The sequence below is a fragment of the Streptomyces sp. NPDC002206 genome, assembly GCF_053593595.1.
This window is the reverse complement of record NZ_JBSFCW010000006.1, coordinates 78047-104011: the sequence shown is the minus strand read 5'-3', so window position 1 is coordinate 104011 and position 25965 is coordinate 78047. Positions and strand designations below refer to the sequence as shown.

Sequence of the window (25965 nt, the reverse complement as noted above, 5' to 3'; positions counted from 1 at the left end):
TCCAAACAGCAGCGATCTTTGTCCATGGACCGGCCGCACGCCAGGGGGCGAGGGTGGCTGCAGCATTCCTCCCGGGTCCGCCCGCTCCGTGGTGCGTACCGTCGTGCGGCCTCGGGGCGCGCGGCTTCGGGGGTGGGACCGGCGCAACAGGAGAGCACGAGCACGATGGCTGAATTCACCGTGGGGGACGACCACTTCCGGCTCGACGGGAACCCCGTACGCCTGCTGTCGGGAGCCCTGCACTATTTCCGGGTGCACGAGGCGCAGTGGGATCACCGGCTTTCGATGCTTCGGGCCATGGGCCTGAACTGTGTCGAGACGTACGTTCCGTGGAACCTCCATGAGCCGGAGCCCGGTGTGTTCCGGGACGTGGCGGCGCTGGGCCGGTTCCTGGACGCGGCGCGCCGGGCCGGACTGTGGGCGATCGTCCGCCCGGGTCCGTACATCTGCGCCGAGTGGGAGAACGGTGGGCTGCCGGTCTGGGTGACGGGGCGGTTCGGGCGGCGGGTGCGGAGCCGTGATGCCGGGTATCTGGGGGCGGTCGAGCGGTGGTTCGCGCAGTTGCTGCCGCAGGTGGTGGAACGGCAGATCGACCGCGGCGGTCCGGTGATCATGGTTCAGGTGGAGAACGAGTACGGCAGCTACGGCACCGACGCGGTCTATCTGCGAAGGCTGGCGGACCTGCTGGGCGACCAGGGGGTGAGTGTGCCGCTGTTCACGTCCGACGGTCCGGAGGACCACATGCTGACGGGCGGCTCCGTGCCCGGTCTGCTCGCCACGGCGAACTTCGGGTCGGGGGCGCATGAGGCGTTCGAGGTGCTGCGCCGGCATCAGCCGAAGGGTCCGCTGATGTGCATGGAGTTCTGGTGCGGCTGGTTCGGGCACTGGGGTGCTCCGCCGGTCGTACGGGAACCGGCGCAGGCCGCCGAGGCGCTGCGGGAGATCCTGGAGTGCGGGGCGTCCGTGAACATCTACATGGCGCACGGGGGGACGAACTTCGCGGGCTGGGCGGGGGCCAACCGGTCCGGTTCGCTGCAGGACGAGGATTTCCTGCCGACGGTGACGTCGTACGACTACGGCGCCCCGATCGACGAGTACGGGCGGCCCACGGAGAAGTTCTGGCTGTTCCGGGAGGTCCTCGCCGAGTTCGCGGACGGTCCGCTTCCTGATCTGCCGCCGCAGCCGGCCGGGCTCGCGGCGCCGGTGCGGGCGGAGCTGACCGGGTGGGTGCCGCTGTCCGGCGTGCTGGAGGCGCTGGGCGACCCGGAACCGGCGGAGTCGGGCGTTCCGCCGACGTTCGAGGAGCTGGGCGTCGACCGGGGCCTGGTGCGCTATCACGTGGATGTTCCGGGTCCGCGGCAGCCTTACACGCTGGGGGTGACGGGGCTCCGGGACCGGGCTGTGGTGTACGTGAACGGCGTCCGGGAAGGCGTGCTGGGCGACGGGAGCGCCACCCTCGACACGCCCGTGGCCGGGCCTGCGTCCGTCGAGCTGTGGGTGGAGTCGCTGGGCCGGGTCAACTACGGGCCGCGGCTGGGTGAGCCGAAGGGCATCACGGGCGGGGTGCTGCACGAGCGGCAGTACCTGCACGGTGTACGGGCCAGGGCGCTGCGGCTGGCCGCGTTCGAGGAGCCGGGCGCGGTGGCCGGGGTGCCGTTCGGGGATGTCGTGGAGGGGCGCACCGGGCTGTACCGGGGGTCGTTCGAGCTGACGGAACCGGGGCACGCGGATCACGCGGGTCTCGAACTGCCGGGCTGGACACGCGGGTTCGTCTGGGTGAACGGCTTCTGTCTGGGCCGCTACTGGTCGGCGGGCCCGCAGCGGACGCTGTACGTGCCGGGTCCGGTGCTGCGGGAGGGCATCAATGAGGTGTGGGTGCTGGAGGTGGAGGGTGCGGGGGCTCCGTACGCGGAGCTGGGCCCGGGTGTGCCCGTGCACATGGGCACATCCGGGGTTGTTCGGAGCTGATACTGCGGCGTCAGAGCGTGGCTGCCGCGGAGGCGATATCGGCGGCGAAGGTCGAGACCTCGCTGTACACACCGGGGTAGCCGGGCTCGGCGCAGCCCTGGCCCCAGCTGACGATACCCACCTGGATCCAGGCTCCGGCGTTGTCCTTGCGGAACATGGGACCGCCGGAGTCGCCCTGGCAGGTGTCCACACCGCCCTTTCAAGGTGCGCAGAAGCCGATTCAACGAAGCGCCCTCTTTCGTGGGGGGTGCGTGGGGGGTGGGTCGAGACTTGTCCGACGTCGGCATGTACCCGACAAGGGCATGGCCGGATTATCGAGAAGCGATCACAGACCCCACAAGGTTCACTTTTCGGCCAACGCCGCGGACGGTCCTCGCTCCCGTCCTCGCCACCGATCGGCCCGCATCCGCTTACAGTGGAGGCCGGTTGAGCGTCACGGAGGGGGTGCGGGCGTGACAAACGACAGTCCGGTGGTACACGGCTTCCCTCATCTCGACACCGTCCGGTCCGCGATCACCGCGCTGTACCGGAGGCTGTCGTACGACGGTGTCCGCAGTTACGCCCCGAGCCTCGCGCCCGCCGACGCAGCCTTCTCCGACCAGGACGATCTGCATCTCGGCGCACAGCGGGTGGCGCGGGCGATGGTCCAGCACCTGCATCTGCCGGACGCCCGCATGATCGTCGCGTTCCGGGCGATGGAGCATGCGGGAAGTGTCGAACTCGCAGCGGGCCCCGAGTACTTCATCGAGCTCAACGACCGCTTCCGTACCCACCGCAGGGACATCGGCGCCGCGCTCTCGCACGAGGTCATGCATGTGTTGCTGCACCGCCTCGGCCTGGAGTTTCCCGGCACGCGCGACAACGAGATCCTCACCGACACCGCGACGACGTATCTGGGCGCGGGCTGGCTGCTGCTCGACGCGTTCCGGGAGGACGGCACGTCCAGCCAGAAACTCGGCTACCTCACCCCGGAGGAGTTCGGGTACGTCCTGGCCAAGCGGGCGTTCGCCTTCGACGAGGATCCCTCACCGTGGTTCACCAGCCCGCAGGCCTACGAGGCGTTCGCGGCGGGGCGGGCGCGGGCGGAACAGGACACCCGGCAGCCACCGCTCGCGGCGGCCGGGTGGGCGGGCCGGCGGCGCTACGCGAAGGTCCGCCGGTACGCCCGGGACCATCCGGGCGCGGCTGCGGCCCCGGCCCCCGGTGTTCCGTACGCCTTCGAGGACGGACCGGACGGGCTGCGGGTCTCGTTCGCGTGCCCGACGTGCCTTCAGCGGATCCGGGTTGCGGTGCGGGGGCGGGTGCGGGTGCGGTGCGGACTCTGCCGCACGGTGCTGGACTGCGACACGTGAGCGGAAAACCAGCCCCTCCGGCGATTGAGGAGCGGGGGGGCCGGGGCAGCGCACCCGGTATCGGGAAGAGGCGGGTAGGGGACACCACCGTCACCGCACCCCGTACACCGGCCGCCCCACCCCCGCCTCCGCCAGCAGTTTCCGTGCCGCCTCCCCCGCCTCCACCGGCGCCCACCGCGCGCCTCGGTCCACGGAAGGCCCCGGGCGCCAGCCCTCCATCACCGTGATCCGGCCCGCCTCCGCTTCGAAGACCCGTCCGGTCACCCCGTCGCTCGCGGCCGAGCCCAGCCACACCACCAGCGGTGACACGTTCTCGGGCGCCATCGCGTCGAACGCCCCCGTCCCCTCCCCCGGCGCCGCCATCGTCTCCGCGAAGGTCTGCTCGGTCATCCGGGTGCGGGCCGCCGGGGCGATCGCGTTGACCTGGACCCCGTACCGGCCCATCTCCGCCGCGGCGACCAGTGTCAGGCCGACGATCCCGGCTTTCGCAGCGGAGTAGTTGCCCTGGCCGACACTGCCGAGCAGCCCCGCACCCGAGCTGGTGTTGATCACCCGGGCGACAGGGGTGCGGCCCGCCTCGGTCTCGGCCCGCCAGTGCGCCGCCGCGTGTTTCAGCGTGAGGAAGTGGCCCTTGAGGTGGACGCGCATCACCGCGTCCCAGTCGTCCTCGTCCAGGTTGACGAGCATCCGGTCGCGCAGGAAGCCCGCGTTGTTGACCAGGGTGTCCAGCCGCCCGTAGGTGTCCAGCGCGGCCCCGATCAGCGAGGCCGCGCCCGCCCCGGTCGCGATGTCACCACCGTGGGCCACCGCCTCGCCGCCCGCCGCCTCGATCTCGTCGACCACCTGCCGGGCCGGTCCGGGGGACGCCCCGCCGGCCCCGTCGAGTCCGACACCCAGGTCGTTGACCACGACCTTCGCCCCCTCGGCTGCGAACGCGAGGGCGTGGGCCCGGCCGAGCCCCCGCCCGGCCCCCGTCACGATCACCACACGGCCCGCGCAGAGCCCCGTGCCATGTCCATCGCTGCTTGCGGTCATCTCACATCTCCTTGTTGGCGATGCGGGGGCAGGCTGCTACCTTCCACATCTAACAAATGTTTGGTGGAAAGGTAGCTGATCCGCTCATGGGTGTCTCCACCACAAGCCCCGTCAAGGGCGTATCCGTCGTCACCGTCGATCACCCGCCCGTCAACGCCCTACCCGTGCAGGGCTGGTACGACCTCGCGGACGCACTCCGCGCGGCGGGCCGTGACCCCGAGGTCCGCTGCGTCGTCCTGGCCGCCGCCGGGCGCGGGTTCAACGCGGGCGTCGACATCAAGGAGATGCAGCGCGACTCCGGGCACGACACCCTGATCGGCGCCAACCGGGGCTGCTTCGAGGCATTCGCCGCGGTGTACGAGTGCGAGGTGCCGGTCGTCGCCGCAGTGCACGGCTTCTGCCTCGGCGGCGGCATCGGACTGGCCGGCAACGCCGACGCGATCGTGGCGAGCGACGACGCGACGTTCGGCCTGCCCGAACTGGACCGGGGCGCACTCGGCGCCGCGACGCATCTCGCCCGGCTCGTCCCGCAGCATCTGATGCGCGCGCTGTACTACACCTCGCGCACCGTCACGGCCGCCGAGCTGCACGCCCACGGTTCGGTCTGGAGGGTCGTCCCGCGCACCGAACTCCGGGACGCGGCGCTGGAGCTGGCAGGCGAGATCGCCCGGAAGGACGGGTATCTGATCCGGCTCGCCAAGGCCGCCATCAACGGCATCGACCCGGTGGACGTCCGCCGCAGCTACCGCTTCGAGCAGGGCTTCACCTACGAGGCCAACCTCAGCGGAGCCGCCGACCGCGTCCGTAACACCTTCGGCAAGGAGGCATGACGGTGACCGACAAGACCATGACGGTCGACGAGGTCGTCTCCCGGCTCAGCAGCGGCATGACGATCGGCATCGGCGGCTGGGGCTCGCGCCGCAAGCCGATGGCGCTGGTGCGTGCACTGCTCCGGTCCCGGATCACCGATCTCACCGTGATCTCGTACGGCGGCCCCGACGTCGGCCTGCTCGCCGCCGCCGGCCGGATCCGCAGACTGATCGCGGCCTTCGCCACTCTCGACTCGATCCCGCTCGAACCGCACTTCAGAGCGGCCCGCCAGCGCGGCGACTTCGAACTGACGGAGGTCGACGAGGCGATGTTCATGTGGGGGCTGCACGCCGCCGCGAACCGGCTGCCGTTCCTGCCCGTCCGGGCCGGCATCGGATCTGACGTCATGCGGGTCAACCCCGGTCTGCGTACGGTGCGTTCGCCGTACGCGGACGGCGAGGAGTTCGTCGCGATGCCGGCCCTGCGGATGGACGCGGCGCTGGTCCACCTGAACCGCGCCGACCGGTCCGGCAACGGCCAGTACCTCGGGCCCGACCCGTACTTCGACGACCTGTTCTGCGAGGCCGCCGATACCGCGTACGTCTCCTGCGAACGGCTCGTCGAGACGGCCGAACTGACCGTGCGGGCCGCCCCGCAGACCCTGCTCGTCAAGCGGCACTCGGTCACCGGCGTCGTCGAGACCCCGAACGGCGCGCACTTCACCTCCTGCGCCCCCGACCACCCGCGCGACGAGGCGTTCCAGAAGGCATACGCCACCGCGGCCGCCGACCCGGCCGCCTGGGCGGCGTTCACCGCCCGGTTCCTGCCCCTGGACGGCAGCGAGAAGAGCTACCGTTCGGCCGTCCGGACCTGGCACGAGGAGCAGAAGTGACGACCCCTGAGACCACGGCCCCCGGTACCCGGACCGTCACCCGCGCCGAGTACTGCGTGATCGCCTGCGCGGACGCCTGGCGCGACAACGGCGAGGTGCTCGCCAGCCCGATGGGCCTGATCCCGTCCGTCGGCGCCCGCCTCGCCAAGCGCACCTTCTCGCCCGAACTGCTGCTGACCGACGGCGAGGCGATGATCGTCGGCCTCGACGGCACGCCCGAGGGCTGGCTGCCGTACCGCCTGCACCTCACCATGGTCACCGGCGGCAGGCGCCACGTGATGATGGGCGCCGGCCAGATCGACCGGTTCGGCAACCAGAACATCTCCTGCATCGGCGACTGGGAACAGCCCGCCCGCCAGCTGCTCGGCGTACGCGGCGCCCCTGTCAACACCCTGAACAACCCGGTCAGTTACTGGATTCCCAAGCATTCCCCCCGGGTGTTCGTCGAGCGCGTCGACATGATCAGCGGGGTCGGATACGACAGTGCGGCGGCCGCCAGCCCGTCGGCGACCCGTTACCACAGCATCCCGCGTGTCGTCACCGATCTCGGAGTCCTCGACTTCGCGACCGCGGACCGCTCGATGCGCCTCGCCTCGCTGCACCCGGGTGTCACCGCGGACCAGGTCCGCGAGGCCACCGGCTTCGCGCTGACGATCGCGGACGACGTCCCGTACACCCGCGAGCCGACCCCCGAGGAGCTCCGGCTGATCCGCGAGGTCATCGACCCGGAGGGCACCCGTAACCGCGAGGTCAGGGGCTGATGGATCCGATGCGCACACCCCTCACCGAGCTGGTCGGCGTCCGGTACCCGATCGTGCAGACCGGCATGGGCTGGGTCGCCGGGCCCCGGCTGGTCTCCGCCACCGCCGAGGCCGGTGCGCTGGGCATTCTGGCTTCCGCGACGATGACCGTGGAGCAGCTGCGCGCCGCGGTACGGGAGGTCAGGTCCCGTACGCAGGCGCCGTTCGGGGTCAATCTGCGCGCCGACGCCGGTGATGCGCGCGAGCGCGTACGGATCGTCGTCGACGAGGGCGTGAAGGTCGCGTCGTTCGCGCTGGCCCCGTCGAAGGAGCTGATCGCCGAGCTGAAGGACGCGGGGGTGGTCGTCGTTCCTTCGGTCGGCGCGCGGCGTCATGCCGAGAAGGTCGCGGCGTGGGGCGCGGACGCGGTGATCGTGCAGGGCGGCGAGGGCGGCGGGCACACGGGCGAGGTGGCGACGACGGTACTGCTGCCGCAGGTGGTGGACGCGGTGGACATCCCGGTGATCGCGGCGGGCGGCTTCCACGACGGCCGCGGGCTGGTCGCGGCTCTGGCGTACGGGGCGGCGGGCATCGCGATGGGCACGCGGTTCCTGCTGACGTCGGACTCGACGGTCCCGGACGCGGTGAAGGCCCGCTATCTGGCGGCGGGTGTCAGGGACGTCACGGTCACCACGGCGGTGGACGGGCTGCCGCACCGGATGCTGCGTACGGAGATGGTCGCCGCACTGGAGCACGCGAGCCGCCCCAGGGCTCTGGTCCAGGCGGTACGCCGGGCGGCGGGTTTCAAGCGGATCTCGGGGCTCAGCTGGTCCCGGATGGTCCGCGACGGCCTTGCGATGAGGCACGGCAAGGATCTGTCCTGGAGCCAGGTGCTGCTGGCGGCCAACACCCCGATGCTGCTGAAGGCATCCATGGTCGACGGCCGGACAGATCTGGGGGTGATGGCGTCGGGCCAGGTGGCGGGCGTCATCGAGGACCTGCCGAGCTGCGAGGAGCTGGTGGGCCGGTTGATGAAGGAGGCACAGCGGACGTTGGAGGCATTGACCTCGATCGCCGGACAGGCGGATACATCAAGCCTGTCCGGCGATTGAGACCGGCGCCCGGGGCAGCGCCCCGGTGCGGTGCCCCGGTCGTCGACCTGTCACCGCACCGCGTACGCTGCTACGCCGCCCTGCGGCCTCGCGCGGCCGCACTGCCATTGCTTCGCCCGGAGCCACCCGCACGCCCCGCGCCTGCGCCCGAACCGTTGCCACGCCCCGCGCCTGCGCCCGAACCGTTGCCACGCCCCGCGCCTGCGCCCGAACCGTTGCCACGCCCCGCGCCGCCGGCCCGAGCCGCACCGCCCGAGCGCATCTCGCCGCCGCCCTGAGCGGACCCGGAGCCGGAGCCGGAGCCGGCACCGGCTCCGCCGCGACGGCCACGGCCCCGGCTGCCCGCGCGGAACGCACCGCCGGTACCGGTGGCACCCGCACCGCCCGACCGCGTCCGAGGCTTCGGCTGCGTCGGCTGGGGGACCTCGACCACGATCGCGATGCCGGACGGCTCACGGGCCCCGGTGATCCGGGTGAGTTCCTCGTCGCTGGACTTGATCCGGGTGGTCCGCGGAGCGATACCCGCGTCAGCCATCAGCCGGGTCATCTCCCGCTTCTCCTCCGGCAGCACCAGCGTGACGACGCTGCCGGACTCCCCGGCGCGCGCCGTGCGCCCACCGCGGTGGAGGTAGTCCTTGTGGTCCGTCGGCGGGTCCACGTTCACAACCAGGTCGAGGTCGTCGACGTGGATGCCACGGGCCGCGACGTTGGTCGCCACGAGTGCGGTGACCTGGCCGTTCTTGAACTGGTCGAGCGTCCGGTTGCGCTGCGGCTGGGACCGTCCGCCGTGCAGGGCGGCAGCCCGTACACCGCTGGCCAGCAGCCGCTTGGCGAAGCGGTCGGCGGCCCGCTTGGTGTCCACGAACATGATCACCCGGCCCTCGCGGGCGGCGATCCTGGTGGCGACGGCCTTCTTGTCGGTCTCGTCGGCCACATGCAGCACGTGGTGCTCCATGGTGGTGACGGCGCCCGCGGACGGGTCGACCGAGTGCACGACCGGGTCGGTCAGGAACATCTTGACCAGCCGGTCGATGTTCTTGTCCAGGGTCGCGGAGAACAGCATCCGCTGACCGTCCGGCTCGACCTGCTTGAGCAGCGCGACGACCTGCGGCATGAAGCCCATGTCGGCCATCTGGTCGGCCTCGTCGAGGACGGTGATGGAGACCTGGTCGAGCCGGCAGTCGCCGCGCTCGATGAGGTCCTTCAGCCGGCCGGGCGTGGCGACGAGCACCTCGGCGCCGCGTCGCAGCGTGCCGGACTGCTTGGTGATCGACATGCCGCCGACGACGGTGGCGAGGCGCAGGTTCACGGACGTCGCGTACGGCGTCAGCGCGTCGGTGACCTGCTGGGCGAGCTCGCGGGTCGGGACGAGGACGAGCGCCAGCGGGGCGCGCGGCTCGGAGCGCCGGCCGGCGGTGCGGGCAAGGAGCGCGAGACCGAAAGCCAGGGTCTTGCCCGAGCCGGTGCGGCCGCGGCCGAGGATGTCCCGGCCGGCGAGCGAGTTCGGCAGGGTGGCGCCCTGGATCGGGAACGGGTCGGTGACGCCCTGCGCGGCAAGGGTCTTCAGCAGGGCGGCGGGCATGTCCAGCTCGGCGAACGCCTCGACGGCGGGCAGTGCGGGGGTCATGGATTCGGGCAGGGCGAATTCACCCTGCGGCGGCGTGGCCCTGCGACGGGGCGACGCCTTGCCGGATCCCTTGCCGGAACCCTTGGCGGTTGCCTGTGCCGGGGCCGTGCCGCGCCCCCTCGACGGGCGAGTGCGGGCGGGTCGGTCCTGGCGTTCGGAGCGGGTCATACGGAATTGCCCTCCTGGGGATTCCTGGGAACTACTGGGGACTGTCCGGGACTTTCGGCGCATCCCCGGGACAGCACAAGCCGGGGCCCGCACCTTCACGGTGCGGGCCCCGGCTGCGAGGTACGCGTCGCGGCAATTAGGCCGGGACGATGTTCTCCGCCTGCGGGCCCTTCTGGCCCTGCGTGACGTCGAAGGAGACCTTCTGGCCCTCCTGGAGCTCACGGAAGCCCGAGGTGGCGATGTTGGAGTAGTGGGCGAAGACGTCGGCGCCGCCGCCGTCCTGCTCGATGAAGCCGAAGCCCTTTTCCGAGTTGAACCACTTCACGGTTCCAGTAGCCATGTCATTCTCCTAAAGAGGTGCAGTGCCGGAAATCCGCACTTTACGAATTCCAAGTCGCCGCATTGAGCCCCATCCGGAGAAAGCCGGAAAACAATAATGCGCCTGAGGAAGCATTCCCGTCAGGCGCACATAAAGTTCATGGGTACCAAAACTGCAACTCGGCAACCGTAGCACGTTCTGCAGATCCGCGGTGTGATCCACCCCACCGCCGCGCGGCGCGGTCACCCGGGAGCCTTGGCGCATCCGGCTCAGAGCCTTTCGATGATCGTCACGTTCGCCTGTCCGCCGCCCTCGCACATGGTCTGCAGGCCGTAGCGGCCCCCCGTGCGCTCCAGCTCGTGCAGCAGCGTCGTCATCAGTCGGGTGCCGGTGGCACCCAGTGGGTGGCCGAGCGCGATCGCCCCGCCGTTGACGTTGACCTTGTCCGGGTCGGCGCCGGTCTCCTTCAGCCAGGCCAGCACCACCGGTGCGAACGCCTCGTTGATCTCGACCAGGTCGATGTCGTCGATGGTCATGCCGGCCTTCTTCAGCGCGTACGCGGTGGCCGGGATGGGCGCCGACAGCATCCGGATCGGGTCCTCGCCGCGTACCGAGAGGTGGTGGATGCGGGCGCGCGGGGTGAGGCCGTGTTCGGCGACGGCGCGTTCGGAGGCGATGAGCATCGCGGCAGCCCCGTCGGAGACCTGGGAGGAGCAGGCGGCGGTGATCGTGCCGCCGTCCAGGACCGGTGGGAGTGCGGCCATCTTCTCCAGGGTGGTGTCGCGGCGCGGCCCCTCGTCGACGGTGACGTCCGCGTACACGACGGTCTCGCGGGCGAAGCGGCCCTCGTCGACGGCGCGGATCGCCCGCCGGTGGGAGCGGAGCGCGAACTCCTCCATGTCGCGGCGGCTGATGCCCCACTTCTCGGCGATCAGCTGGGCGCCGTGGAACTGGTTGACCGGCTGGTCCCCGTACCGGGCGCGCCAGCCCTCGCTGCCCGCGTACGGGCCTTCGGTGAGGCCGAGGGGTTCGGCGGCCCGACGGGAGGCGAAGGCGATCGGGATCTGCGTCATGTTCTGGGTGCCACCCGCGACGACCAGGTCCTGGGTACCGGAGAGGACACCCTGGGCGGCGAAGTGGACGGCCTGCTGCGAGGAGCCGCACTGGCGGTCGATGGTGACGCCGGGGACCTCTTCGGGCAGTCCGGCGGCCAGCCAGCAGGTCCGGGCGATGTCGCCGGCCTGCGGTCCGACGGTGTCGAGGCAGCCGAAGACGACGTCCTCGACGGCCGCCGGATCGATGCCGGTGCGCTCGACGAGGGCCCGCAGGACATGGGCGCCGAGGTCGGCGGGGTGGACGGCCCCGAGGCCGCCCTTGCGGCGGCCGACGGGGGTGCGGACCGCTTCGACGATGTAGGCCTCGGCCATGGCTGCTGCTCCTCGGCGCGCTCGGGTGGGGTCAGGTGTCGAGGGCGATGCCGTCCAGGACCATCGAGAGGTACTGGCGGGCGATCTCCTCGGGGCTGTGCTGTCCGCCCGGCCGGTACCAGGAGGCCGCGACCCAGACGGTGTCGCGGACGAACCGGTACGTGAGCCGGATGTCGAGGTCGGCGCGGAAGACCTCGGCGGCGACGCCGCGTTCCAGCGTGCCGAGCCAGGCCTTCTCGAACTTCTGCTGGGAGTCGACGAGATAGGCGAAGCGCGGCTGGGTGGCGAGGTGCTTGGACTCCTTCTGGTAGATGGCGACGGCTGCGCGGTGCCGGTCGATCTCCCGGAAGGACTCGGTGACGAGGGCCTCGATCGTCTCGCGGGGGCCGAGGTCGGCGGCGAGCACCGCGTCGTACCCCTCCCAGAGTTCGGTGAGGAAGGTCGAGAGGATCTCGTCGATCATCGATTCCTTGGAATCGAAGTGGTAGTAGAGGCTGCCCGCGAGCATGCCCGCCTCGTCCGCGATCCTGCGGACGGTGGTGGCGTTGTATCCCTGCGCGGCGAAGACCTCGGCGGCGGTGTCGAGCAGTTCCCGGCGCCGCTCGGGCGAAGGGGTCACCTGGGGCTTCTTCTTGGTAGGCACCCGCCCATTCTCCGCCCGTGCGCTGCCCCCGGCGGACGCACCGGCGGGAGCCGGGTCAGGCATGTTGGCTGCTGACGGGGACCACTTCGCCCGTCATGTACGAGGAGTAGCCGCTGGCCAGGAAGACAATGACGTTGGCGATCTCCCAGGGTTCGGCATACCGGCCGAAGGCCTCCTTGCCGGTCAGTTCGTCGAGGAGTTCGGCGGAGGTGACCTTCACCAGGTGCGGGTGCATGGCGAGGCTGGGGGCGACGGCGTTGACCCGTACGCCGTATGCGGCGGCCTCGACGGCGGCGCACCGGGTGAGCGCCATGACGCCTGCCTTCGCGGCCGCGTAGTGGGCCTGGCCGGTCTGGGCGCGCCAGCCGACGACCGAGGCGTTGTTGACGACGACGCCGCCGCGGCCCGCGGACCTGAGGGAGCGCAGGGCGGCCCGGGTGCAGCGGAAGGTGCCGTTCAGCGTGACGTCGAGGACCTTGGACCACTGTGCGTCGGTCATCTCGGTGAGCTCGGCGGTACCGCCGAGTCCGGCGTTGTTGACGACGATGTCGAGGCTGCCGTGGGCCTGTTCGGCGTGGGCGAAGAGGGCCTGGACCTGGGTCTCGTCGGTGACGTCGCAGGGCAGTGAGGTGACGTTTGCGGCGCCGAACTCCTCGGCGAGCGCCTGCTCGGTCTCCTTGAGCCGGCGGGCGTGGGCGTCGCCGATGACGATCCGGGCACCTTCCTCCAGGAATTTGCGGGCGGTGGCGCCGCCGATCCCGGCGCCGGCGGCCGCGGTGATGACGGCGGTGCGGCCGGTCAGCAGCTGGTGTCCCGGCATGTACTGCGGTGCGCTCACGCCCCTGCCTCCTCGGGTTCCCGGCTCCTCGACGGCCTCATGCCGGTACGTTAACCTACCAAACACTTGTTAGGGAAGGATGGGCCCGATGACGACAGAGAGGGCGGGCGTCCGATGGATCTGACCTTCACCCCCGATCAGGACGCGTTCCGGGCCGAGGCCCGGCAGTGGCTCCGGGCCCATGTGCCCGCCGAACCGCTGCCCTCCCTGGAGACCGCGGAAGGTTTCGCCGCGCACCGGGAGTGGGAGGCGCGGCTGTACGCGGACCGCTGGTCGGTCGTCTCCTGGCCGTCCGTGTACGGCGGCCGGGGCGCCGACATCTTCAAGTGGCTGATCTTCGAGGAGGAGTACTACGCGGCGGGCGGCCCCGGCCGGGTCTCGCAGAACGGCATCAACCTGCTCGCCCCGACACTCTTCGACCACGCGACGGACGAGCAGCGGGCCCGGGTCCTGCCGCCGATGGCCAGTGGCGAGGTGATCTGGGCGCAGGCCTGGTCCGAGCCGGAGTCGGGCTCGGACCTGGCGTCGCTGCGGTCGCGCGCGGTGCGCACGGACGGCGGCTGGCTGCTGTCGGGGCAGAAGACCTGGTCGTCCCGGGCCGCGTTCGCGGACCGGGCGTTCGGGATCTTCCGTACGGACCCCGAGGCCGCGCAGCCGCACCACGGGCTGACGTATCTGATGTTCGACCTGTCGGCGCCGGGGGTCTCCGTCCGGCCGATCGGACGGCTCGACGGCAAGCCGGCCTTCGCCGAGCTCTTCCTGGACGACGTGTTCGTACCGGACGAGGACATCATCGGCGAGCCGGGCCAGGGCTGGCGCATCGCCATGTCGGCCACGGGCAACGAGCGCGGGCTGACGCTGCGCTCCCCCGGCCGCTTCCTGGCTGCCGCGGACCGGCTGGCCGAGCTGTGGCGTACCCACGGCGACCCGTCGGACACGGCGATGCGGGACCGGGTCGCGGACGCGGTGATCGGGGCCCGCGCGTACCAGCTGTTCACGTACGCCCATGCGTCGCGCTTCGCGGCGGGCGAAGGGGGTCCCCCCGCTCGGACGGAGCCGAAAGCGGGGGTCACCGGCGCCGAGTCGAGTCTGAACAAGGTGTTCTGGTCGGAGTACGACATCGCGCTGCACGAGACGGCGCTCGATCTGCTCGGCCCGGACGGCGAACTCGCGGAGGGCGAGTGGGCGCAGGGACACGTCTTCTCCCTCGCGGGCCCGATCTACGCCGGCACGAACGAGATCCAGCGGGACATCATCGCCGAGCGGCTGCTCGGCCTGCCGAAGGGACGGCGCTGATGCGATTCCTCCTCGACGACGAGCAGCGGGATTTCGCTCGCTCGCTGGACGCGATGCTGTCGGCCGCGAAGACGCCCGCGGCCGTCCGGGCGTGGGGCGCCGGGGACCACGGACCGGGACGGGCCCTGTGGGCGCGGCTCGCGGAGGCGGGGGTGTTCGCGCTCGCGATACCGGAGGCGTACGAGGGTGTCGGACCGCTTCCGGTGGAACTCGCGGTGGCCTTCGTGGAGCTGGGGCGGCACGCGGTGCCGGGGCCGGTGGTGGAGACGGTGGCGGCGGGGGTACTGCTGAGCGGGGTGGGGGGTCCGGTGGCGAAGGAGTGGCTGCCCCGGATGGCGGCGGGGGCGGTGTCGGCGACGCTCCTGCTCGACGACAGGGCGTTCGCACTGGACGCGGACGCCGTGGACGCGGTGTTCGCGGTGTCGGGGGACGAGCTGCGGCTCGCGTCCGGACACGGCCCGCTCCGCGCTTCGTCCGATCCGGCGCGGCGGCTGTTCCGGGTCGAGCCCGGCGGGCAGGTGCTCGCCTCGGGGCCACGGGTGGTGGAGGCGGCCGGTGCGGCGGCGGACTGGGCGGCGTTCGCCACGGCGGCGCAGGCGCTCGGGACGGGCGAGGCGCTGCTGCGGGCCACGGTCGCGTACGTGAAGCAGCGCACTCAGTTCGGGGTGGCGATCGGATCGTTCCAGGCGGTCAAGCATCGCTTGGCGGACACGCTGATCGGCCTGGAGTTCGCCCGCCCACTGCTGTACGGGGCTGCGGCGGCGCTCGCCGAAGGGACGCCGCGCGCGGGAGCGGATGTGGCGGCGGCGAAGGTCGTGGCGGGCGAAGCGGCATACGCGGCGGCGCGGGCGGCGTTGCAGCTGCATGGGGCGGTGGGGTATACGGAGGAGCTGGATCTGTCGGTGTGGGTGCGGAAGGCGGGGCCGTTGCGGGATGCCTGGGGGGTGCGGGGGGATTGCCGGGGGCGGCTGGTGACCAGGGACGCCCGGTGGCCGCGCTGCCCCTGATGTCCCGCCACGGCCCGAAGGGCATGGGACCCCCTCGCGGGCTTGATGCTCCCGCTCGGCGGACTTGACGTGGCCCGGGCCGGCGGCCCGGCCCGGCCCGGTCGCTTCAGATTGCCTCGCGCCGGGTGCTGTCGTCATTTCCCCGGTGGAACGTGCGCAGTGAGGTGCCCGGGCGCCAGGTCTGGACGATCAGTTCCTCGCCCTTCAACCCCGTACGGACCACCTCCGTCAGTTCCGTGCGGAACAGGTGGAACGGCTCCGGTGGCTTTGCCTCCTCGACGAAGCGGGCCAGGATGTCGGGGTCGGTCTCCTCCACCACGCGGCCGGAGATCCGGACGTCGGCATCGGCCATCGTGTCGTCCGGTCCCGGGTTGGCCTGCACCGCGAACCGGGGATCGCGCCGCAGGTCCAGTGCCTTGCGCGAGTTCGGCATCATGCCGAGCCACAGCTCACCGAAGCGGAAATCCACCTCCAGGCCGGTCACACGCGGCGAGCCGTCCTTGCGAAGGGTGGCCAGGACGTGGTGCTTGTACAGCCCGAAGCGGGCCTGAACGGTCTCGGCGAAGTCCGGCTCCGCCGACTGGAACGCTGCCCAGGAAGTCGATGTCATGACTCCATCGAACCCTTGAATCCCGACATCTTCTGTCCGGTTTTCCGGGCCACCTGATCGGATGCCGTCCTGGGTCGATCGTGTTCTGCTGTACGAGGCACATGGCCGTCAGCGTGACGGCGGGGAGGCACTGATCCCGTGAACCCGAGGTGATTGACGATGGCAATCTTGGTGCATGCCACTCTGTCGGGCGTCACGACCGACCAGTACGACGCTCTCCAGAGGGAACTTCAGGCACTGCCCGGAGACCCCTTCGCCGGTTGCCTGTCGCAGGTCTGCACAGTGACCGATTCGGGGGTGGAGCTCTTCGACCTGTGGGAGTCCCCGGAGGCCGCGGAGAAGTTCGGCAGCGTGATGCTGCCGGTCGCCGAGAAACTGGGCCTGCCCATGACGTCCGGACCGCCGAAGATGTCGAAGGCGCACCGCTACCGGGTTCCCGGCGCGTGACCGCAGCTACCTGACGGACAGCGTGACCAGGAGGGCCCAGCCCTGGGTCCGGAGCACTCCGGGCGATGCGCTGTCGGCCACCACTGCGTCGTAGCAGTCGAGTTCGATGTCGTGGCCGTCGAGCACCGCACCGTCCTCCAGCGCGACGGCCAGGACCGTACCGCTCTGCGGCGCCAGCAGCCGGACGGTGCCGCGTACGACCGCGATCTCCGCCGTCGTACGTTCTCTGCGGTACATCACATTGAGGTTCACGACCGGGCCGCCGAGCAGCCGGCCGTCCGTCTCCAGGTCTCCGGGAAAGTCGTGCGGCCAGTACTGCTCGTCGACGATGTGGTGTTCGCCGCCCACCATCAGATCCATCCCGGCGCCCTCGACCACGGTCAGTGTGCGGTCGACGCCCGGGAACGAGGAGAACGGCCCGTCCGCGGAAACATCGGCGAGACTGACCCGCCAGTCGAAGTCGTCCAGCGGTGCGCCCTCGGGGGACGCGGCGATCTCCCGGGTGACTCCCCCGCCGTTCTTCCAGGGCACGGCCGTGCGGTCGGCCGCCCTCAGTACTCGTAGCGTCACTTGACGATCCTCTGTGCTCGGGCCGCGGCCAGCCAGTGCGGGAATTCGGCGACGAGCCGGTCGTAGAGATCGGCGTCCGGGACCTGCCGCGGGTCGAGTCCGGCGTGGAAGAAGCCTGCGTTGTCGACGGGACGCTGTGCGGGAACGGCCAGTTCGTCGAGCTTGTGCAGGAAGTTGAACTGCGAACTGCGCTTGTTGCCGAAGCCGATGAACTGCCAGAACATCGGCAGCTTCGCCGCCTTGCAGAGATAGCGCTCGGCCGCCATCTTGTTGATCGGACCGCCGTCGGTCTGGAAGACGACGAGTGCGGGCGCGGTCGAGCCACTGTCGATGTAGTGGTCGATGACCGCGTCCATGGCCAGGTGATAGCTCGTCTTCCCCATGTGCCCGAGGCCCGCGACGATCTCGTCGACGCGCCCGCGGTGGTTGTCCAGGGCTATCTCGGTGACCGCGTCGATGTCCGTGGAGAAGAGGACGACGGGCACGCGGCCGTCGTCGTCGAAGTGGGCCGACAGACCGAGCACCCGGTCGGCGAGCGCCTGGACGCTGCCGTCCTTGTAGTACTCCTTCATGGAGCCGGAGTAGTCGAGGACGAGGTAGACCGCCGCACGCTCCCCGCTCAGCCCGTGCTTCTGCAGCGAGACCCCCGCGCTCTTGTAGAGGCTGACCAGCGCGGGCGCCGTCTCCTCGACCTTGCGCAGGCTGATGGCTGCCATACGGGACTCCGTTCCTGGTACGGGAGTTACGAGGTTACGCCGTGACCGCCTGCCCTGATCCGCTCGTACCCGGCTGCGGCGCCCTTCGCGGTGTTCGCTATCTTGATCGCCGCCGCCCCACCGGCCCTCGTGACCGCCCACCAGTGAAGGAGCCGGCCATGGAGGCCGCCGTCACCACGTGCTACCGCCATCCGTCGTACGAGACGTATGTGCGCTGTACCCGCTGCGACCGCTACATCTGCCCCGACTGCATGCGGGAAGCCGCTGTCGGCCACCACTGCGTGGAGTGTGTGAAGGAGGGACAGCGCTCGGTCCGGCAGGCGCGCACGGTCTTCGGCGGCGCGGTGTCGAGGACGGCGGTGCCCGTCGTGACGTACGTACTGATGGGCCTGAACATACTGGCGTATCTGGGCGAGCTGATCCGTCCGGATATCGTCGACCGGTTCGGGATGCTCGGCGCGGGCCTGAACGGTTCCGACGGCAGTCAGTACGTGTACGAGAGCGGGCACATCCCCGGGTTCGACGCGGTCGGTGTGGTGGACGGCGAGTGGTACCGGCTGCTGACCGGGGCCTTCCTTCATCTTCCGCCGGGCGAGTCGTCGTTCGGTTCCCTGCCGTTCGGGGTGCTGCACATCCTCTTCAACATGTACGGGCTGTGGAATCTGGGCCGGGTCGTCGAGGAGCAGCTCGGCCGGGGGCGCTATCTCGCGCTGTATCTGCTGTCCGCGCTGGGCGGTTCGGTGCTGGTGTATCTGATCGCGCCGGGCGACACCGCGGTGGGCGCATCGGGGGCGATCTTCGGGCTCGCGGCGGCCTTCTACGTCATCAACCGGCGGCTCGGACGGGACATGCAGGCGGTCAACCGATTCCTGGCCGGGTTCCTGATCTGGATGCTGATCTCCGCACGGTTCACCTCGTGGCAGGGGCATCTGGGCGGCCTTCTCACGGGCGGCATCGTCATGGCCGTGCTCGCCTACGCGCCGGCGAAGCGCCGTACCGCCGTGCAGATCGCCGGGTGCGCTGTGCTGTTCGTGCTGCTGGTCGCCCTGGTGGCGCTCAAGACATCACAGCTGACCGGTGGGGCAGTGGCCTGAGCCGTCCGGCCGGTACGGGGCGTCCCCGGACGCGCCACGGCGCCTGCCGAATCGTCCGGTCGGGGACGGGCAGGCGCCGCGTTCAGTTCCGTACGCCGTTGTACGGGACGTCTGTTGTTGGTACTGCTGGTGGTGCTCAGACCGTCAGGGAACGGTCCGTCGGGCGGATCGGGGCCGGCAGTGCGCTGGCACCGGTCAGGAAGCGGTCCACACCGCGCGCCGCGGAGCGGCCCTCGGCGATGGCCCACACGATGAGGGACTGGCCGCGGCCCGCGTCACCGGCGACGAAGACGCCTTCGACGTTGGTGGCGTAGTCCGCGTCGCGCGCGACATTGCCCCGCTCGTCGAGCTCCACACCGAACTGCTGGACGAGGCCGTTGGACTGGTCGGTACCGGTGAAGCCCATGGCGAGCGTGACCAGCTGCGCCGGGATCCGCCGCTCGGTGCCGGGCTTCTGCTCCAGCTTGCCGTCCTTGAACTCCACCTCGACGAGGTGCAAGGCCTGGACGTTGCCGTCCTCGTCGCCCTCGAAGTGGGTGGTGGAGACGGAGTAGACCCGCTCGCCGCCCTCCTCGTGCGCCGAGGTGACCTTGTACAGCATCGGGAAGGTCGGCCAGGGCTGGTTGGTGTTCCGCTCCTCGCCCGGCTTCGGCATGATCTCCAGCTGGGTGACGGAGGCCGCGCCCTGCCGGTGGGCGGTACCGACACAGTCGGCGCCGGTGTCGCCGCCGCCGATGACGACGACGTGCTTGCCCTCGGCGGAGATCGGGGACACCGTCAGGTCGCCCTCCTGCACCTTGTTGGCGAGCGGCAGGTACTCCATCGCGAAGTGCACGCCGTTCAGCTCACGGCCCGGGACGGGCAGGTCGCGGGAGACGGTGGCACCGGCGGCGATGACGACCGCGTCGTACCGGCGGCGGAGCTTGGCGGCATCGAGGTCCTTGCCGATCTCCACCTCCGTACGGAACTTGGTGCCTTCCGCGCGCATCTGCTCGATGCGGCGGTTGATGTGCGACTTCTCCATCTTGAACTCGGGGATGCCGTACCGGAGAAGGCCTCCGATGCGGTCCGCACGCTCATAGACGGCGACCGTGTGACCGGCCCGGGTCAGCTGCTGGGCGGCGGCGAGACCCGCCGGGCCCGAGCCGATGACCGCGACGGTCTTGCCGGACAGGCGCTCGGGCGGCTGCGGAGTGACGTCGCCGCTGTCCCACGCCTTGTCGATGATCGAGACTTCGACGTTCTTGATGGTGACGGCCGGCTGGTTGATGCCGAGGACGCACGCCGACTCGCACGGAGCGGGGCACAGGCGGCCGGTGAACTCCGGGAAGTTGTTCGTCGCGTGCAGGCGCTCGGACGCGGCCGTCCAGTCCTCGCGGTAGGCGTAGTCGTTCCACTCGGGGATGAGGTTCCCCAGCGGACAGCCGTTGTGGCAGAACGGGATGCCGCAGTCCATGCAGCGGCCGGCCTGCTTGCTGATGATCGGGAGCAGCGAGCCCGGAACGTAGACCTCGTTCCAGTCCCTGACGCGCTCGCCCACGGGGCGGGTCTTGGCGGCCTCGCGCCCGGTGGTCAGGAAGCCCTTGGGGTCAGCCATTGGTCGCCGCCTCCATCATCTTCTCGGTGGTCTCCTGCTCGGAGAGACCGGCGAGCTCAGCGGCGTCCTTGGCGGCGAGCACTGCCTTGTAGGTGGACGGGATGATCTTGCTGAAGCGGGTCACCGCGGTGTCCCACTCGGCAAGCAGCTTCTCGGCGACGGTGGAGCCCGTCTCCTCCTGGTGGCGGCGCACGACGTCGTGCAGCCACTGCTTGTCGGTGTCGGAGAGTTCCTCGATCGCACCGAGGTTGCCGACGTTGACGTTGTCGCGGTCCAGGTCGACGACGTACGCGACACCGCCCGACATACCGGCGGCGAAATTGCGTCCGGTCTCGCCGAGGACGACGGCGTGACCACCGGTCATGTACTCGCAGCCGTGGTCGCCCACGCCTTCCGAGACGACGGTCGCGCCGGAGTTGCGGACGCAGAACCGCTCACCGGTACGGCCGCGCAGGAACAGCTCGCCACCGGTCGCACCGTAGGCGATGGTGTTGCCCGCGATGGTGGAGTACTCGGCGAGGTGGTCGGCGCCGCGGTCCGGGCGGACGATGACGCGGCCGCCGGAGAGGCCCTTGCCGACGTAGTCGTTGGCGTCGCCCTCCAGGCGCAGCGTCACACCGCTCGGCACGAACGCGCCGAACGACTGGCCGGCGGAGCCGGTGAAGGTGATGTCGATGGTGTCCTGCGGCAGACCGGCACCGCCGAACTTCTTCGTCACCTCGTGGCCGAGCATGGTGCCGACGGTCCGGTTGATGTTCCGGATCGCGATCTGGGCCCGGACCGGCTGGGCGTCCTCGGCGCTGTCCGCGTTCAGGGCGTCGGCGGCGAGCTTGATCAGCTCGTTGTCGAGAGCCTTGGCGAGACCGTGGTCCTGCTCGATCTGCTGGTGGCGGACCGCACCCTCGGGCAGCTCCGGGACGTAGAACAGGGGCTCCAGGTCGAGGCCCTGCGCCTTCCAGTGCGTGACCGCACGGTCGGTGTCCAGCAGCTCCGCGTGGCCGACGGCCTCTTCGATCGTACGGAAGCCGAGCTCGGCGAGGATCTCGCGGACTTCCTGGGCGATGAACTCGAAGAAGTTGACGACGTACTCGGCCTTGCCGGAGAACCGGTCGCGCAGGACCGGGTTCTGGGTGGCGATGCCGACCGGGCAGGTGTCGAGGTGACAGACGCGCATCATGACGCAGCCGGAGACGACGAGCGGCGCGGTCGCGAACCCGAACTCCTCGGCGCCCAGCAGCGCGGCGATGACGACGTCGCGGCCGGTCTTCAGCTGGCCGTCGGTCTGCACGACGATGCGGTCGCGCAGACCGTTGAGCAGCAGGGTCTGCTGGGTCTCGGCGAGGCCGAGCTCCCAGGGGCCGCCCGCGTGCTTCAGCGAGGTGAGCGGCGAGGCGCCCGTTCCGCCGTCGTGGCCGGAGATCAGGACGACGTCCGCGTGCGCCTTGGAGACACCCGCAGCGACCGTGCCGACGCCGACCTCGGAGACCAGCTTCACGTGGATGCGGGCCGCGGGGTTGGCGTTCTTGAGGTCGTGGATCAGCTGAGCCAGGTCCTCGATGGAGTAGATGTCGTGGTGCGGCGGCGGGGAGATCAGACCGACGCCCGGGGTGGAGTGCCGGGTCTTGGCGACCCACGGGTAGACCTTGTGGCCGGGCAGCTGGCCGCCCTCGCCGGGCTTGGCGCCCTGCGCCATCTTGATCTGGATGTCGTCCGCGTTGACCAGGTACTCGCTGGTCACACCGAAGCGGCCGGAGGCGACCTGCTTGATGGACGAGCGGCGCGCCGGGTCGTAGAGCCGGTCGGCGTCCTCGCCGCCCTCACCGGTGTTGGACTTGCCGCCCAGCTGGTTCATGGCGATGGCGAGGGTCTCGTGCGCCTCGCGGGAGATCGAGCCGTACGACATGGCGCCGGTGGAGAACCGCTTGACGATGTCGGAGACGGACTCGACCTCGTCGACCGGGATCGCCTCGCGGTCCGACTTGAAGCCGAACAGGCCGCGGAGCGTCATCAGGCGCTCGGACTGCTCGTTCACCCGGTCCGTGTACTTCTTGAAGATGTCGTACCGGCGGTTGCGGGTGGCGTGCTGGAGGCGGAAGACCGTCTCCGGGTCGAACAGGTGCGGCTCGCCCTCGCGGCGCCACTGGTACTCGCCGCCGATCTCCAGCGCGCGGTGCGAGGCGGAGATGCCGGAGGCGGGGTAGCCCTTGGCGTGCCGGGCGGCGACCTCCTTGGCGACGACGTCGAGTCCGGCGCCGCCGATCTTGGTCGCGGTGCCGTTGAAGTACTTCGCGACGAAGGCCTCGTCCAGGCCGACGGCCTCGAAGACCTGGGCGCCGCGGTAGGAGGCGACGGTCGAGATGCCCATCTTGGACATGACCTTCAGGACGCCCTTGCCGAGCGCGTAGATCAGGTTGCGGATGGCCTGCTCGGGCTCGATGCCCTCGATGAACGTGCCGGCCCGGACCAGGTCCTCGACGGACTCCATCGCGAGGTACGGGTTGACCGCGGCGGCGCCGTAACCGATCAGCAGCGCGACGTGGTGGACCTCGCGGACGTCCCCGGCCTCGACCAGCAGACCCACCTGGGTGCGCTGCTTGGTACGGATGAGGTGGTGATGGACGGCCGAGGTGAGCAGCAGCGACGGGATCGGGGCGTGCTCGGCGTCGGAGTGCCGGTCGGACAGGACGATCAGGCGGGCGCCGTCCTCTATGGCTGCGTCGACCTCGGTACAGATCTGCTCGATCCGGGCAGCGAGGGCCTCACCGCTGCCGCTGACCCGGTAGAGACCGGAGAGCGTGGCGGCCTTCATGCCCGGCATGTCGCCGTCGGCATTGATGTGTATCAGCTTGGCCAGCTCGTCGTTGTCGATCACCGGGAACGGCAGCGTGACGCTGCGGCACGACGCGGCGGTCGGCTCCAGCAGGTTGCCCTGCGGGCCCAGCGTGGAGCGCAGCGAGGTGACGAGCTCCTCGCGGATGGCGTCCAGCGGCGGGTTGGTGACCTGCGCGAACAGCTGGGTGAAGTAGTCGAAGAGCAGCCGGGGGCGCTCGGACAGGGCCGCGATCGGCGAGTCCGTGCCCATGGAGCCGAGCGGCTCGCCGGCGGTGCGGGCCATCGGCGCGAGGATGACGCGGAGCTCTTCCTCGGTGTAGCCGAAGGTCTGCTGGCGACGGGTGACGGAGGCGTGCGTGTGCACGATGTGCTCGCGCTCGGGGAGATCCTCCAGCTCGATCTCGCCGGTCTCCAGCCACTCCCGGTACGGCTGCTCGGCGGCGAGGCCCGCCTTGATCTCGTCGTCCTCGATGATGCGGCCCTCGGCGGTGTCGACGAGGAACATCTTGCCGGGCTGGAGGCGGCCCTTGCGGACGACCTTCGCGGGGGCGATGTCCAGGACACCGACCTCGGAGGAGAGGACGACGAGGCCGTCGTCGGTGACCCAGTAACGGCCGGGGCGCAGACCGTTGCGGTCGAGGACCGCGCCGACCTGGGTGCCGTCGGTGAAGGTGACGCAGGCCGGGCCGTCCCAGGGCTCCATCATCGTGGAGTGGTACTGGTAGAAGGCGCGCCGGGCCGGGTCCATCGAGTCGTGGTTCTCCCACGCCTCGGGGACCATCATCAGCACCGAGTGCGGCAGCGAGCGGCCGCCGAGGTGGAGCAGCTCCAGGACCTCGTCGAAGGAGGCGGAGTCGGAGGCGTCCGGGGTGCAGACGGGGAAGATCCGGTCCAGCTGCTCCGTACCGAAGAGGCTCGACGCGAGCTGGGACTCGCGGGCCTTCATCCAGTTGCGGTTGCCCTTGACCGTGTTGATCTCGCCGTTGTGCGCGACGAAGCGGTACGGGTGGGCGAGCGGCCAGCTCGGGAACGTGTTCGTGGAGAAGCGCGAGTGGACCAGCGCGACCGTGGTGGCGAGACGGCGGTCGGAAAGGTCCGGGAAGAACGGCTCCAGCTGCCCGGTGGTGAGCATGCCCTTGTAGACGATCGTGCGGGCGGAGAGCGAGGGGAAGTACACCCCGGCCTCACGCTCGGCGCGCTTGCGCAGCACGAAGGCCTTGCGGTCGAGCGCGATGCCGGCGCTCTCGCCGTCCGCGACGAAGAGCTGGCGGAACTCGGGCATGGTGGCGCGGGCGCCGCTGCCGAGGAGGTCGGGGCTGACCGGGACCTCGCGCCAGCCGAGAACCTTCAGGCCCTCCTCGGCGGCGATCTTCTCGAGCTTCTGGACGGCATCGGTGGAGTCGTCCGCGGGCAGGAAGGCGATTCCGACGGCGTAGCCACCGGCCTCCGGGAGGTCGAAGGGGACCTCTGCGCGGAGGAAGGCGTCCGGTACCTGGAGCAGGATTCCGGCGCCGTCGCCCGAGTCGGGCTCGGATCCGGTGGCGCCGCGGTGCTCGAGGTTGCGCAGTACGGTCAGCGCCTGCTCGACCAGCTCATGGCTGGCCACACCGGTAAGAGTGGCCACGAACCCGACACCACAGGCGTCGTGCTCGTTACGGGGGTCGTACATCCCCTGCTGGGCGGGGCGACCGTCCATGGGCGACCAGGCGTCGGAACGCATTGGCTCTCCCGTCGTCGTCGTGGCATATGCAGTGCCGAGGGACGACGTTGGCCCTCTGCGAAATTTCGTGCAGGTTACATGATGGGCTGCTTCTCAAGAAGCGGATAGCCCGTTCCAACATGCGGACACCGCGTGGAGCGGTGGAGCGGGTCGCAGTCGGAGGATCGGCGCCCGGGGGACCACAGAGAGCAGGCGTCGTTGCCTGCGGTGTCTACGGCTCATGCCCAGTGGTAAAGGAAACGAAACCGCCGAGTAACGGCTACTTATGTGCAGCACTGTATAGAGACTCATTTTACGTCCGTTGGGGTGGTTCCGCCCAGGGGCGGAACCCAAGACGTACGTCACACGGATTGCAGGCAGATTGCCTGCAGGCGCATTGCGCGGGGCGGCGCGGGCGCGGTCAGCCGCCGACGGCCACGCCGAACAGGGTGCCCAGGCCGTACGTGATCGCAGCGGCCGTCCCGCCGAGCACCAGCTGCCGCAGCCCGCTGAACCACCAACTGCGGGCCGTCACCCTCGCCACCACCGCCCCGCAGCCGAAGAGGCCGACCAGCGCGAGCAGCACCGCGGGCCACATCGCGCTCGCACCGAGCAGATACGGCAGTACGGGCAGCAGCGCACCCATCGCGAAGGCGCCGAACGACGAGACGGCGGCGACGAGCGGCGACGGCAGATCGCCCGGGTCGATGCCGAGCTCCTCGCGGGCGTGTATCTCCAGGGCCTGCTCGGGGTCGCGGGACAACTGCCGGGCGACCTCGCGGGCGAGCGCGGGGTCGACGCCGCGGGACTCGTAGAGCGCGGCGAGCTCTTCCATCTCGTCCATCGGGTGCCTGCGCAACTCGCGCCGCTCGACGTCGAGTTCGGCCTCGACGAGCTCGCGCTGCGAGGCCACGGAGGTGTATTCGCCGGCCGCCATGGAGAACGCACCGGCCGCCAGACCCGCCAGACCGGTGATCACGAGCGTCTGCTGGGAGACCGAGCCACCCGCGACGCCGGTCATCAGCGCCAGGTTCGAGACCAGCCCGTCCATCGCACCGAAGACCGCCGGACGCAGCCAGCCACCGTTCACATCACGGTGGGTGTGGTTGTCGCGGTGCGCCCCGTGCAGTACGGCGTCGGTCTCGATGATGGCCACAGCTCTCCCC

Annotated in this window: 22 protein-coding genes and 1 pseudogene; 10 read left to right on the top strand and 13 right to left on the bottom strand. The window is 70.5% G+C overall.

Going from position 1 to position 25965, the window contains the following annotated elements; translation table 11 throughout:
* The first annotated feature begins 165 nt into the window (after nucleotides 1-165).
* Nucleotides 166-1968, top strand: coding sequence for a glycoside hydrolase family 35 protein (locus ACWCP8_RS14425; RefSeq protein ID WP_451116170.1), 1803 nt, complete (start codon nucleotides 166-168; stop codon nucleotides 1966-1968).
* A 10-nt stretch (nucleotides 1969-1978) separates the two neighbouring features.
* On the opposite strand, the pseudogene ACWCP8_RS14420 reads toward ACWCP8_RS14425, so the two are convergent.
* Nucleotides 1979-2164 (bottom strand): annotated as a pseudogene (locus ACWCP8_RS14420) (trypsin-like serine protease); the annotation flags it as partial.
* A 256-nt stretch (nucleotides 2165-2420) separates the two neighbouring features.
* Between ACWCP8_RS14420 and ACWCP8_RS14415 the strand changes: the two are divergent.
* A complete protein-coding gene (locus ACWCP8_RS14415) occupies nucleotides 2421-3320 on the top strand; it encodes a hypothetical protein (protein WP_352264403.1) in 900 nt (299 codons plus the stop codon).
* A 90-nt stretch (nucleotides 3321-3410) separates the two neighbouring features.
* Here the strand turns inward: ACWCP8_RS14415 and ACWCP8_RS14410 are convergent, their stop codons facing one another.
* A complete protein-coding gene (locus ACWCP8_RS14410) occupies nucleotides 3411-4355 on the bottom strand; it encodes an SDR family oxidoreductase (protein WP_355993395.1) in 945 nt (314 codons plus the stop codon).
* 86 nt (nucleotides 4356-4441) lie between these two features.
* Between ACWCP8_RS14410 and ACWCP8_RS14405 the strand changes: the two genes are divergently transcribed.
* The 4 genes from ACWCP8_RS14405 to ACWCP8_RS14390 are packed head-to-tail and all read left to right on the top strand — an operon-like array spanning nucleotide 4442 to nucleotide 7909.
* Nucleotides 4442-5185, top strand: a complete 744-nt coding sequence (locus tag ACWCP8_RS14405; protein WP_352264399.1) for an enoyl-CoA hydratase family protein — start codon at nucleotides 4442-4444, stop codon at nucleotides 5183-5185.
* A gap of 17 nt (nucleotides 5186-5202) precedes the next feature.
* Complete coding sequence (locus ACWCP8_RS14400) at nucleotides 5203-6057, top strand: CoA transferase subunit A (protein ID WP_451116358.1); 855 nt, start codon at nucleotides 5203-5205, stop codon at nucleotides 6055-6057.
* Nucleotides 6054-6818 (top strand): CoA-transferase subunit beta, encoded by a 765-nt coding sequence (locus tag ACWCP8_RS14395; RefSeq protein WP_451116167.1) that lies wholly within the window; start codon nucleotides 6054-6056, stop codon nucleotides 6816-6818. The genes ACWCP8_RS14400 and ACWCP8_RS14395 overlap by 4 nt, the downstream gene beginning before the upstream one ends.
* 8 nt (nucleotides 6819-6826) lie before the next feature.
* The gene (locus ACWCP8_RS14390; protein WP_352264394.1) at nucleotides 6827-7909 is read left to right on the top strand and encodes an NAD(P)H-dependent flavin oxidoreductase; all 1083 of its coding nucleotides are present in this window, start codon (nucleotides 6827-6829) and stop codon (nucleotides 7907-7909) included.
* Between the two features lie 70 nt (nucleotides 7910-7979).
* Here ACWCP8_RS14390 and ACWCP8_RS14385 read toward each other — a convergent pair whose 3' ends face one another.
* The 5 genes from ACWCP8_RS14385 to ACWCP8_RS14365 all read right to left on the bottom strand — a co-directional run bounded on the left by ACWCP8_RS14385 (nucleotide 7980) and on the right by ACWCP8_RS14365 (nucleotide 12931).
* Entirely contained in the window at nucleotides 7980-9704 is a 1725-nt protein-coding gene (locus ACWCP8_RS14385) for a DEAD/DEAH box helicase (protein WP_451116165.1), read from the bottom strand.
* A gap of 136 nt (nucleotides 9705-9840) precedes the next feature.
* Nucleotides 9841-10044 carry a cold-shock protein gene (locus tag ACWCP8_RS14380; protein ID WP_003969786.1) on the bottom strand — a complete coding sequence of 68 codons (204 nt, stop codon included), beginning with the start codon at nucleotides 10042-10044 and terminating at the stop codon, nucleotides 9841-9843.
* A gap of 248 nt (nucleotides 10045-10292) precedes the next feature.
* Nucleotides 10293-11450, bottom strand: a complete 1158-nt coding sequence (locus ACWCP8_RS14375) for an acetyl-CoA C-acetyltransferase (protein WP_451116163.1) — start codon at nucleotides 11448-11450, stop codon at nucleotides 10293-10295.
* Nucleotides 11451-11481: 31 nt separating this feature from the next.
* Nucleotides 11482-12069 (bottom strand): TetR/AcrR family transcriptional regulator, encoded by a 588-nt coding sequence (locus ACWCP8_RS14370; RefSeq protein ID WP_382831775.1) that lies wholly within the window; start codon nucleotides 12067-12069, stop codon nucleotides 11482-11484.
* A 79-nt stretch (nucleotides 12070-12148) separates the two neighbouring features.
* The gene (locus ACWCP8_RS14365; RefSeq protein WP_352264388.1) at nucleotides 12149-12931 is read right to left on the bottom strand and encodes an SDR family oxidoreductase; all 783 of its coding nucleotides are present in this window, start codon (nucleotides 12929-12931) and stop codon (nucleotides 12149-12151) included.
* 114 nt (nucleotides 12932-13045) lie between these two features.
* Between ACWCP8_RS14365 and ACWCP8_RS14360 the strand changes: the two genes are divergently transcribed.
* Both ACWCP8_RS14360 and ACWCP8_RS14355 read left to right on the top strand, forming a co-directional pair.
* Nucleotides 13046-14227, top strand: a complete 1182-nt coding sequence (locus ACWCP8_RS14360) for an acyl-CoA dehydrogenase family protein (RefSeq protein WP_352264386.1) — start codon at nucleotides 13046-13048, stop codon at nucleotides 14225-14227.
* Nucleotides 14227-15234 carry an acyl-CoA dehydrogenase family protein gene (locus tag ACWCP8_RS14355; RefSeq protein WP_451116160.1) on the top strand — a complete coding sequence of 336 codons (1008 nt, stop codon included), beginning with the start codon at nucleotides 14227-14229 and terminating at the stop codon, nucleotides 15232-15234. Before ACWCP8_RS14360 ends, ACWCP8_RS14355 begins: the two co-directional genes overlap by 1 nt.
* A gap of 106 nt (nucleotides 15235-15340) precedes the next feature.
* Here the strand turns inward: ACWCP8_RS14355 and ACWCP8_RS14350 are convergent, their stop codons facing one another.
* Entirely contained in the window at nucleotides 15341-15844 is a 504-nt protein-coding gene (locus tag ACWCP8_RS14350) for a pyridoxamine 5'-phosphate oxidase family protein (RefSeq protein ID WP_451116158.1), read from the bottom strand.
* 159 nt (nucleotides 15845-16003) lie between these two features.
* On the opposite strand from ACWCP8_RS14350, the gene ACWCP8_RS14345 reads away from it, so the two are divergent.
* Nucleotides 16004-16291, top strand: a complete 288-nt coding sequence (locus ACWCP8_RS14345; RefSeq protein WP_451116156.1) for a hypothetical protein — start codon at nucleotides 16004-16006, stop codon at nucleotides 16289-16291.
* Nucleotides 16292-16297: 6 nt separating this feature from the next.
* Here ACWCP8_RS14345 and ACWCP8_RS14340 read toward each other — a convergent pair whose 3' ends face one another.
* Nucleotides 16298-16861: a HutD/Ves family protein gene (locus ACWCP8_RS14340; protein ID WP_352264380.1), complete on the bottom strand. Its 564-nt coding sequence runs from the start codon at nucleotides 16859-16861 to the stop codon at nucleotides 16298-16300.
* Entirely contained in the window at nucleotides 16858-17577 is a 720-nt protein-coding gene (locus tag ACWCP8_RS14335; RefSeq protein WP_451116153.1) for a VWA domain-containing protein, read from the bottom strand. The genes ACWCP8_RS14340 and ACWCP8_RS14335 overlap by 4 nt, the downstream gene beginning before the upstream one ends.
* A gap of 158 nt (nucleotides 17578-17735) precedes the next feature.
* On the opposite strand from ACWCP8_RS14335, the gene ACWCP8_RS14330 reads away from it, so the two are divergent.
* On the top strand, nucleotides 17736-18671 hold the full coding sequence (locus ACWCP8_RS14330) for a rhomboid family intramembrane serine protease (RefSeq protein WP_352264377.1): 936 nt from the start codon (nucleotides 17736-17738) through the stop codon (nucleotides 18669-18671).
* 136 nt (nucleotides 18672-18807) lie between these two features.
* Here the strand turns inward: ACWCP8_RS14330 and ACWCP8_RS14325 are convergent, their stop codons facing one another.
* From ACWCP8_RS14325 to ACWCP8_RS14315, 3 genes are all read right to left on the bottom strand, one after another.
* On the bottom strand, nucleotides 18808-20268 hold the full coding sequence (locus tag ACWCP8_RS14325; RefSeq protein WP_451116151.1) for a glutamate synthase subunit beta: 1461 nt from the start codon (nucleotides 20266-20268) through the stop codon (nucleotides 18808-18810).
* Nucleotides 20261-24820, bottom strand: a complete 4560-nt coding sequence (gltB, locus tag ACWCP8_RS14320) for a glutamate synthase large subunit (protein ID WP_352264373.1) — start codon at nucleotides 24818-24820, stop codon at nucleotides 20261-20263. The genes ACWCP8_RS14325 and gltB overlap by 8 nt, the downstream gene beginning before the upstream one ends.
* 400 nt (nucleotides 24821-25220) lie before the next feature.
* Nucleotides 25221-25955, bottom strand: a complete 735-nt coding sequence (locus ACWCP8_RS14315; RefSeq protein ID WP_451116356.1) for a VIT1/CCC1 transporter family protein — start codon at nucleotides 25953-25955, stop codon at nucleotides 25221-25223.
* Between the last annotated feature and the right edge of the window lie 10 nt (nucleotides 25956-25965).

What these genes read in the sequence shown, in the direction of transcription:
- ACWCP8_RS14425 (WP_451116170.1), top strand. Translation starts at nt 166, where the DNA reads ATGGCTGAATTCACCGTGGGGGACGACCACTTCCGGCTCGACGGGAAC.
- ACWCP8_RS14410 (WP_355993395.1), bottom strand. Translation starts at nt 4,355, where the DNA reads ATGACCGCAAGCAGCGATGGACATGGCACGGGGCTCTGCGCGGGCCGT.
- ACWCP8_RS14405 (WP_352264399.1), top strand. Translation starts at nt 4,442, where the DNA reads ATGGGTGTCTCCACCACAAGCCCCGTCAAGGGCGTATCCGTCGTCACC.
- ACWCP8_RS14400 (WP_451116358.1), top strand. Translation starts at nt 5,203, where the DNA reads ATGACGGTCGACGAGGTCGTCTCCCGGCTCAGCAGCGGCATGACGATC.
- ACWCP8_RS14390 (WP_352264394.1), top strand. Translation starts at nt 6,827, where the DNA reads ATGCGCACACCCCTCACCGAGCTGGTCGGCGTCCGGTACCCGATCGTG.
- ACWCP8_RS14385 (WP_451116165.1), bottom strand. Translation starts at nt 9,704, where the DNA reads ATGACCCGCTCCGAACGCCAGGACCGACCCGCCCGCACTCGCCCGTCG.
- ACWCP8_RS14380 (WP_003969786.1), bottom strand. Translation starts at nt 10,044, where the DNA reads ATGGCTACTGGAACCGTGAAGTGGTTCAACTCGGAAAAGGGCTTCGGC.
- ACWCP8_RS14375 (WP_451116163.1), bottom strand. Translation starts at nt 11,450, where the DNA reads ATGGCCGAGGCCTACATCGTCGAAGCGGTCCGCACCCCCGTCGGCCGC.
- ACWCP8_RS14360 (WP_352264386.1), top strand. Translation starts at nt 13,046, where the DNA reads ATGGATCTGACCTTCACCCCCGATCAGGACGCGTTCCGGGCCGAGGCC.
- ACWCP8_RS14355 (WP_451116160.1), top strand. Translation starts at nt 14,227, where the DNA reads ATGCGATTCCTCCTCGACGACGAGCAGCGGGATTTCGCTCGCTCGCTG.
- ACWCP8_RS14350 (WP_451116158.1), bottom strand. Translation starts at nt 15,844, where the DNA reads ATGACATCGACTTCCTGGGCAGCGTTCCAGTCGGCGGAGCCGGACTTC.
- ACWCP8_RS14345 (WP_451116156.1), top strand. Translation starts at nt 16,004, where the DNA reads ATGGCAATCTTGGTGCATGCCACTCTGTCGGGCGTCACGACCGACCAG.
- ACWCP8_RS14335 (WP_451116153.1), bottom strand. Translation starts at nt 17,577, where the DNA reads ATGGCAGCCATCAGCCTGCGCAAGGTCGAGGAGACGGCGCCCGCGCTG.
- ACWCP8_RS14330 (WP_352264377.1), top strand. Translation starts at nt 17,736, where the DNA reads ATGGAGGCCGCCGTCACCACGTGCTACCGCCATCCGTCGTACGAGACG.
- ACWCP8_RS14325 (WP_451116151.1), bottom strand. Translation starts at nt 20,268, where the DNA reads ATGGCTGACCCCAAGGGCTTCCTGACCACCGGGCGCGAGGCCGCCAAG.
- gltB (WP_352264373.1), bottom strand. Translation starts at nt 24,820, where the DNA reads ATGCGTTCCGACGCCTGGTCGCCCATGGACGGTCGCCCCGCCCAGCAG.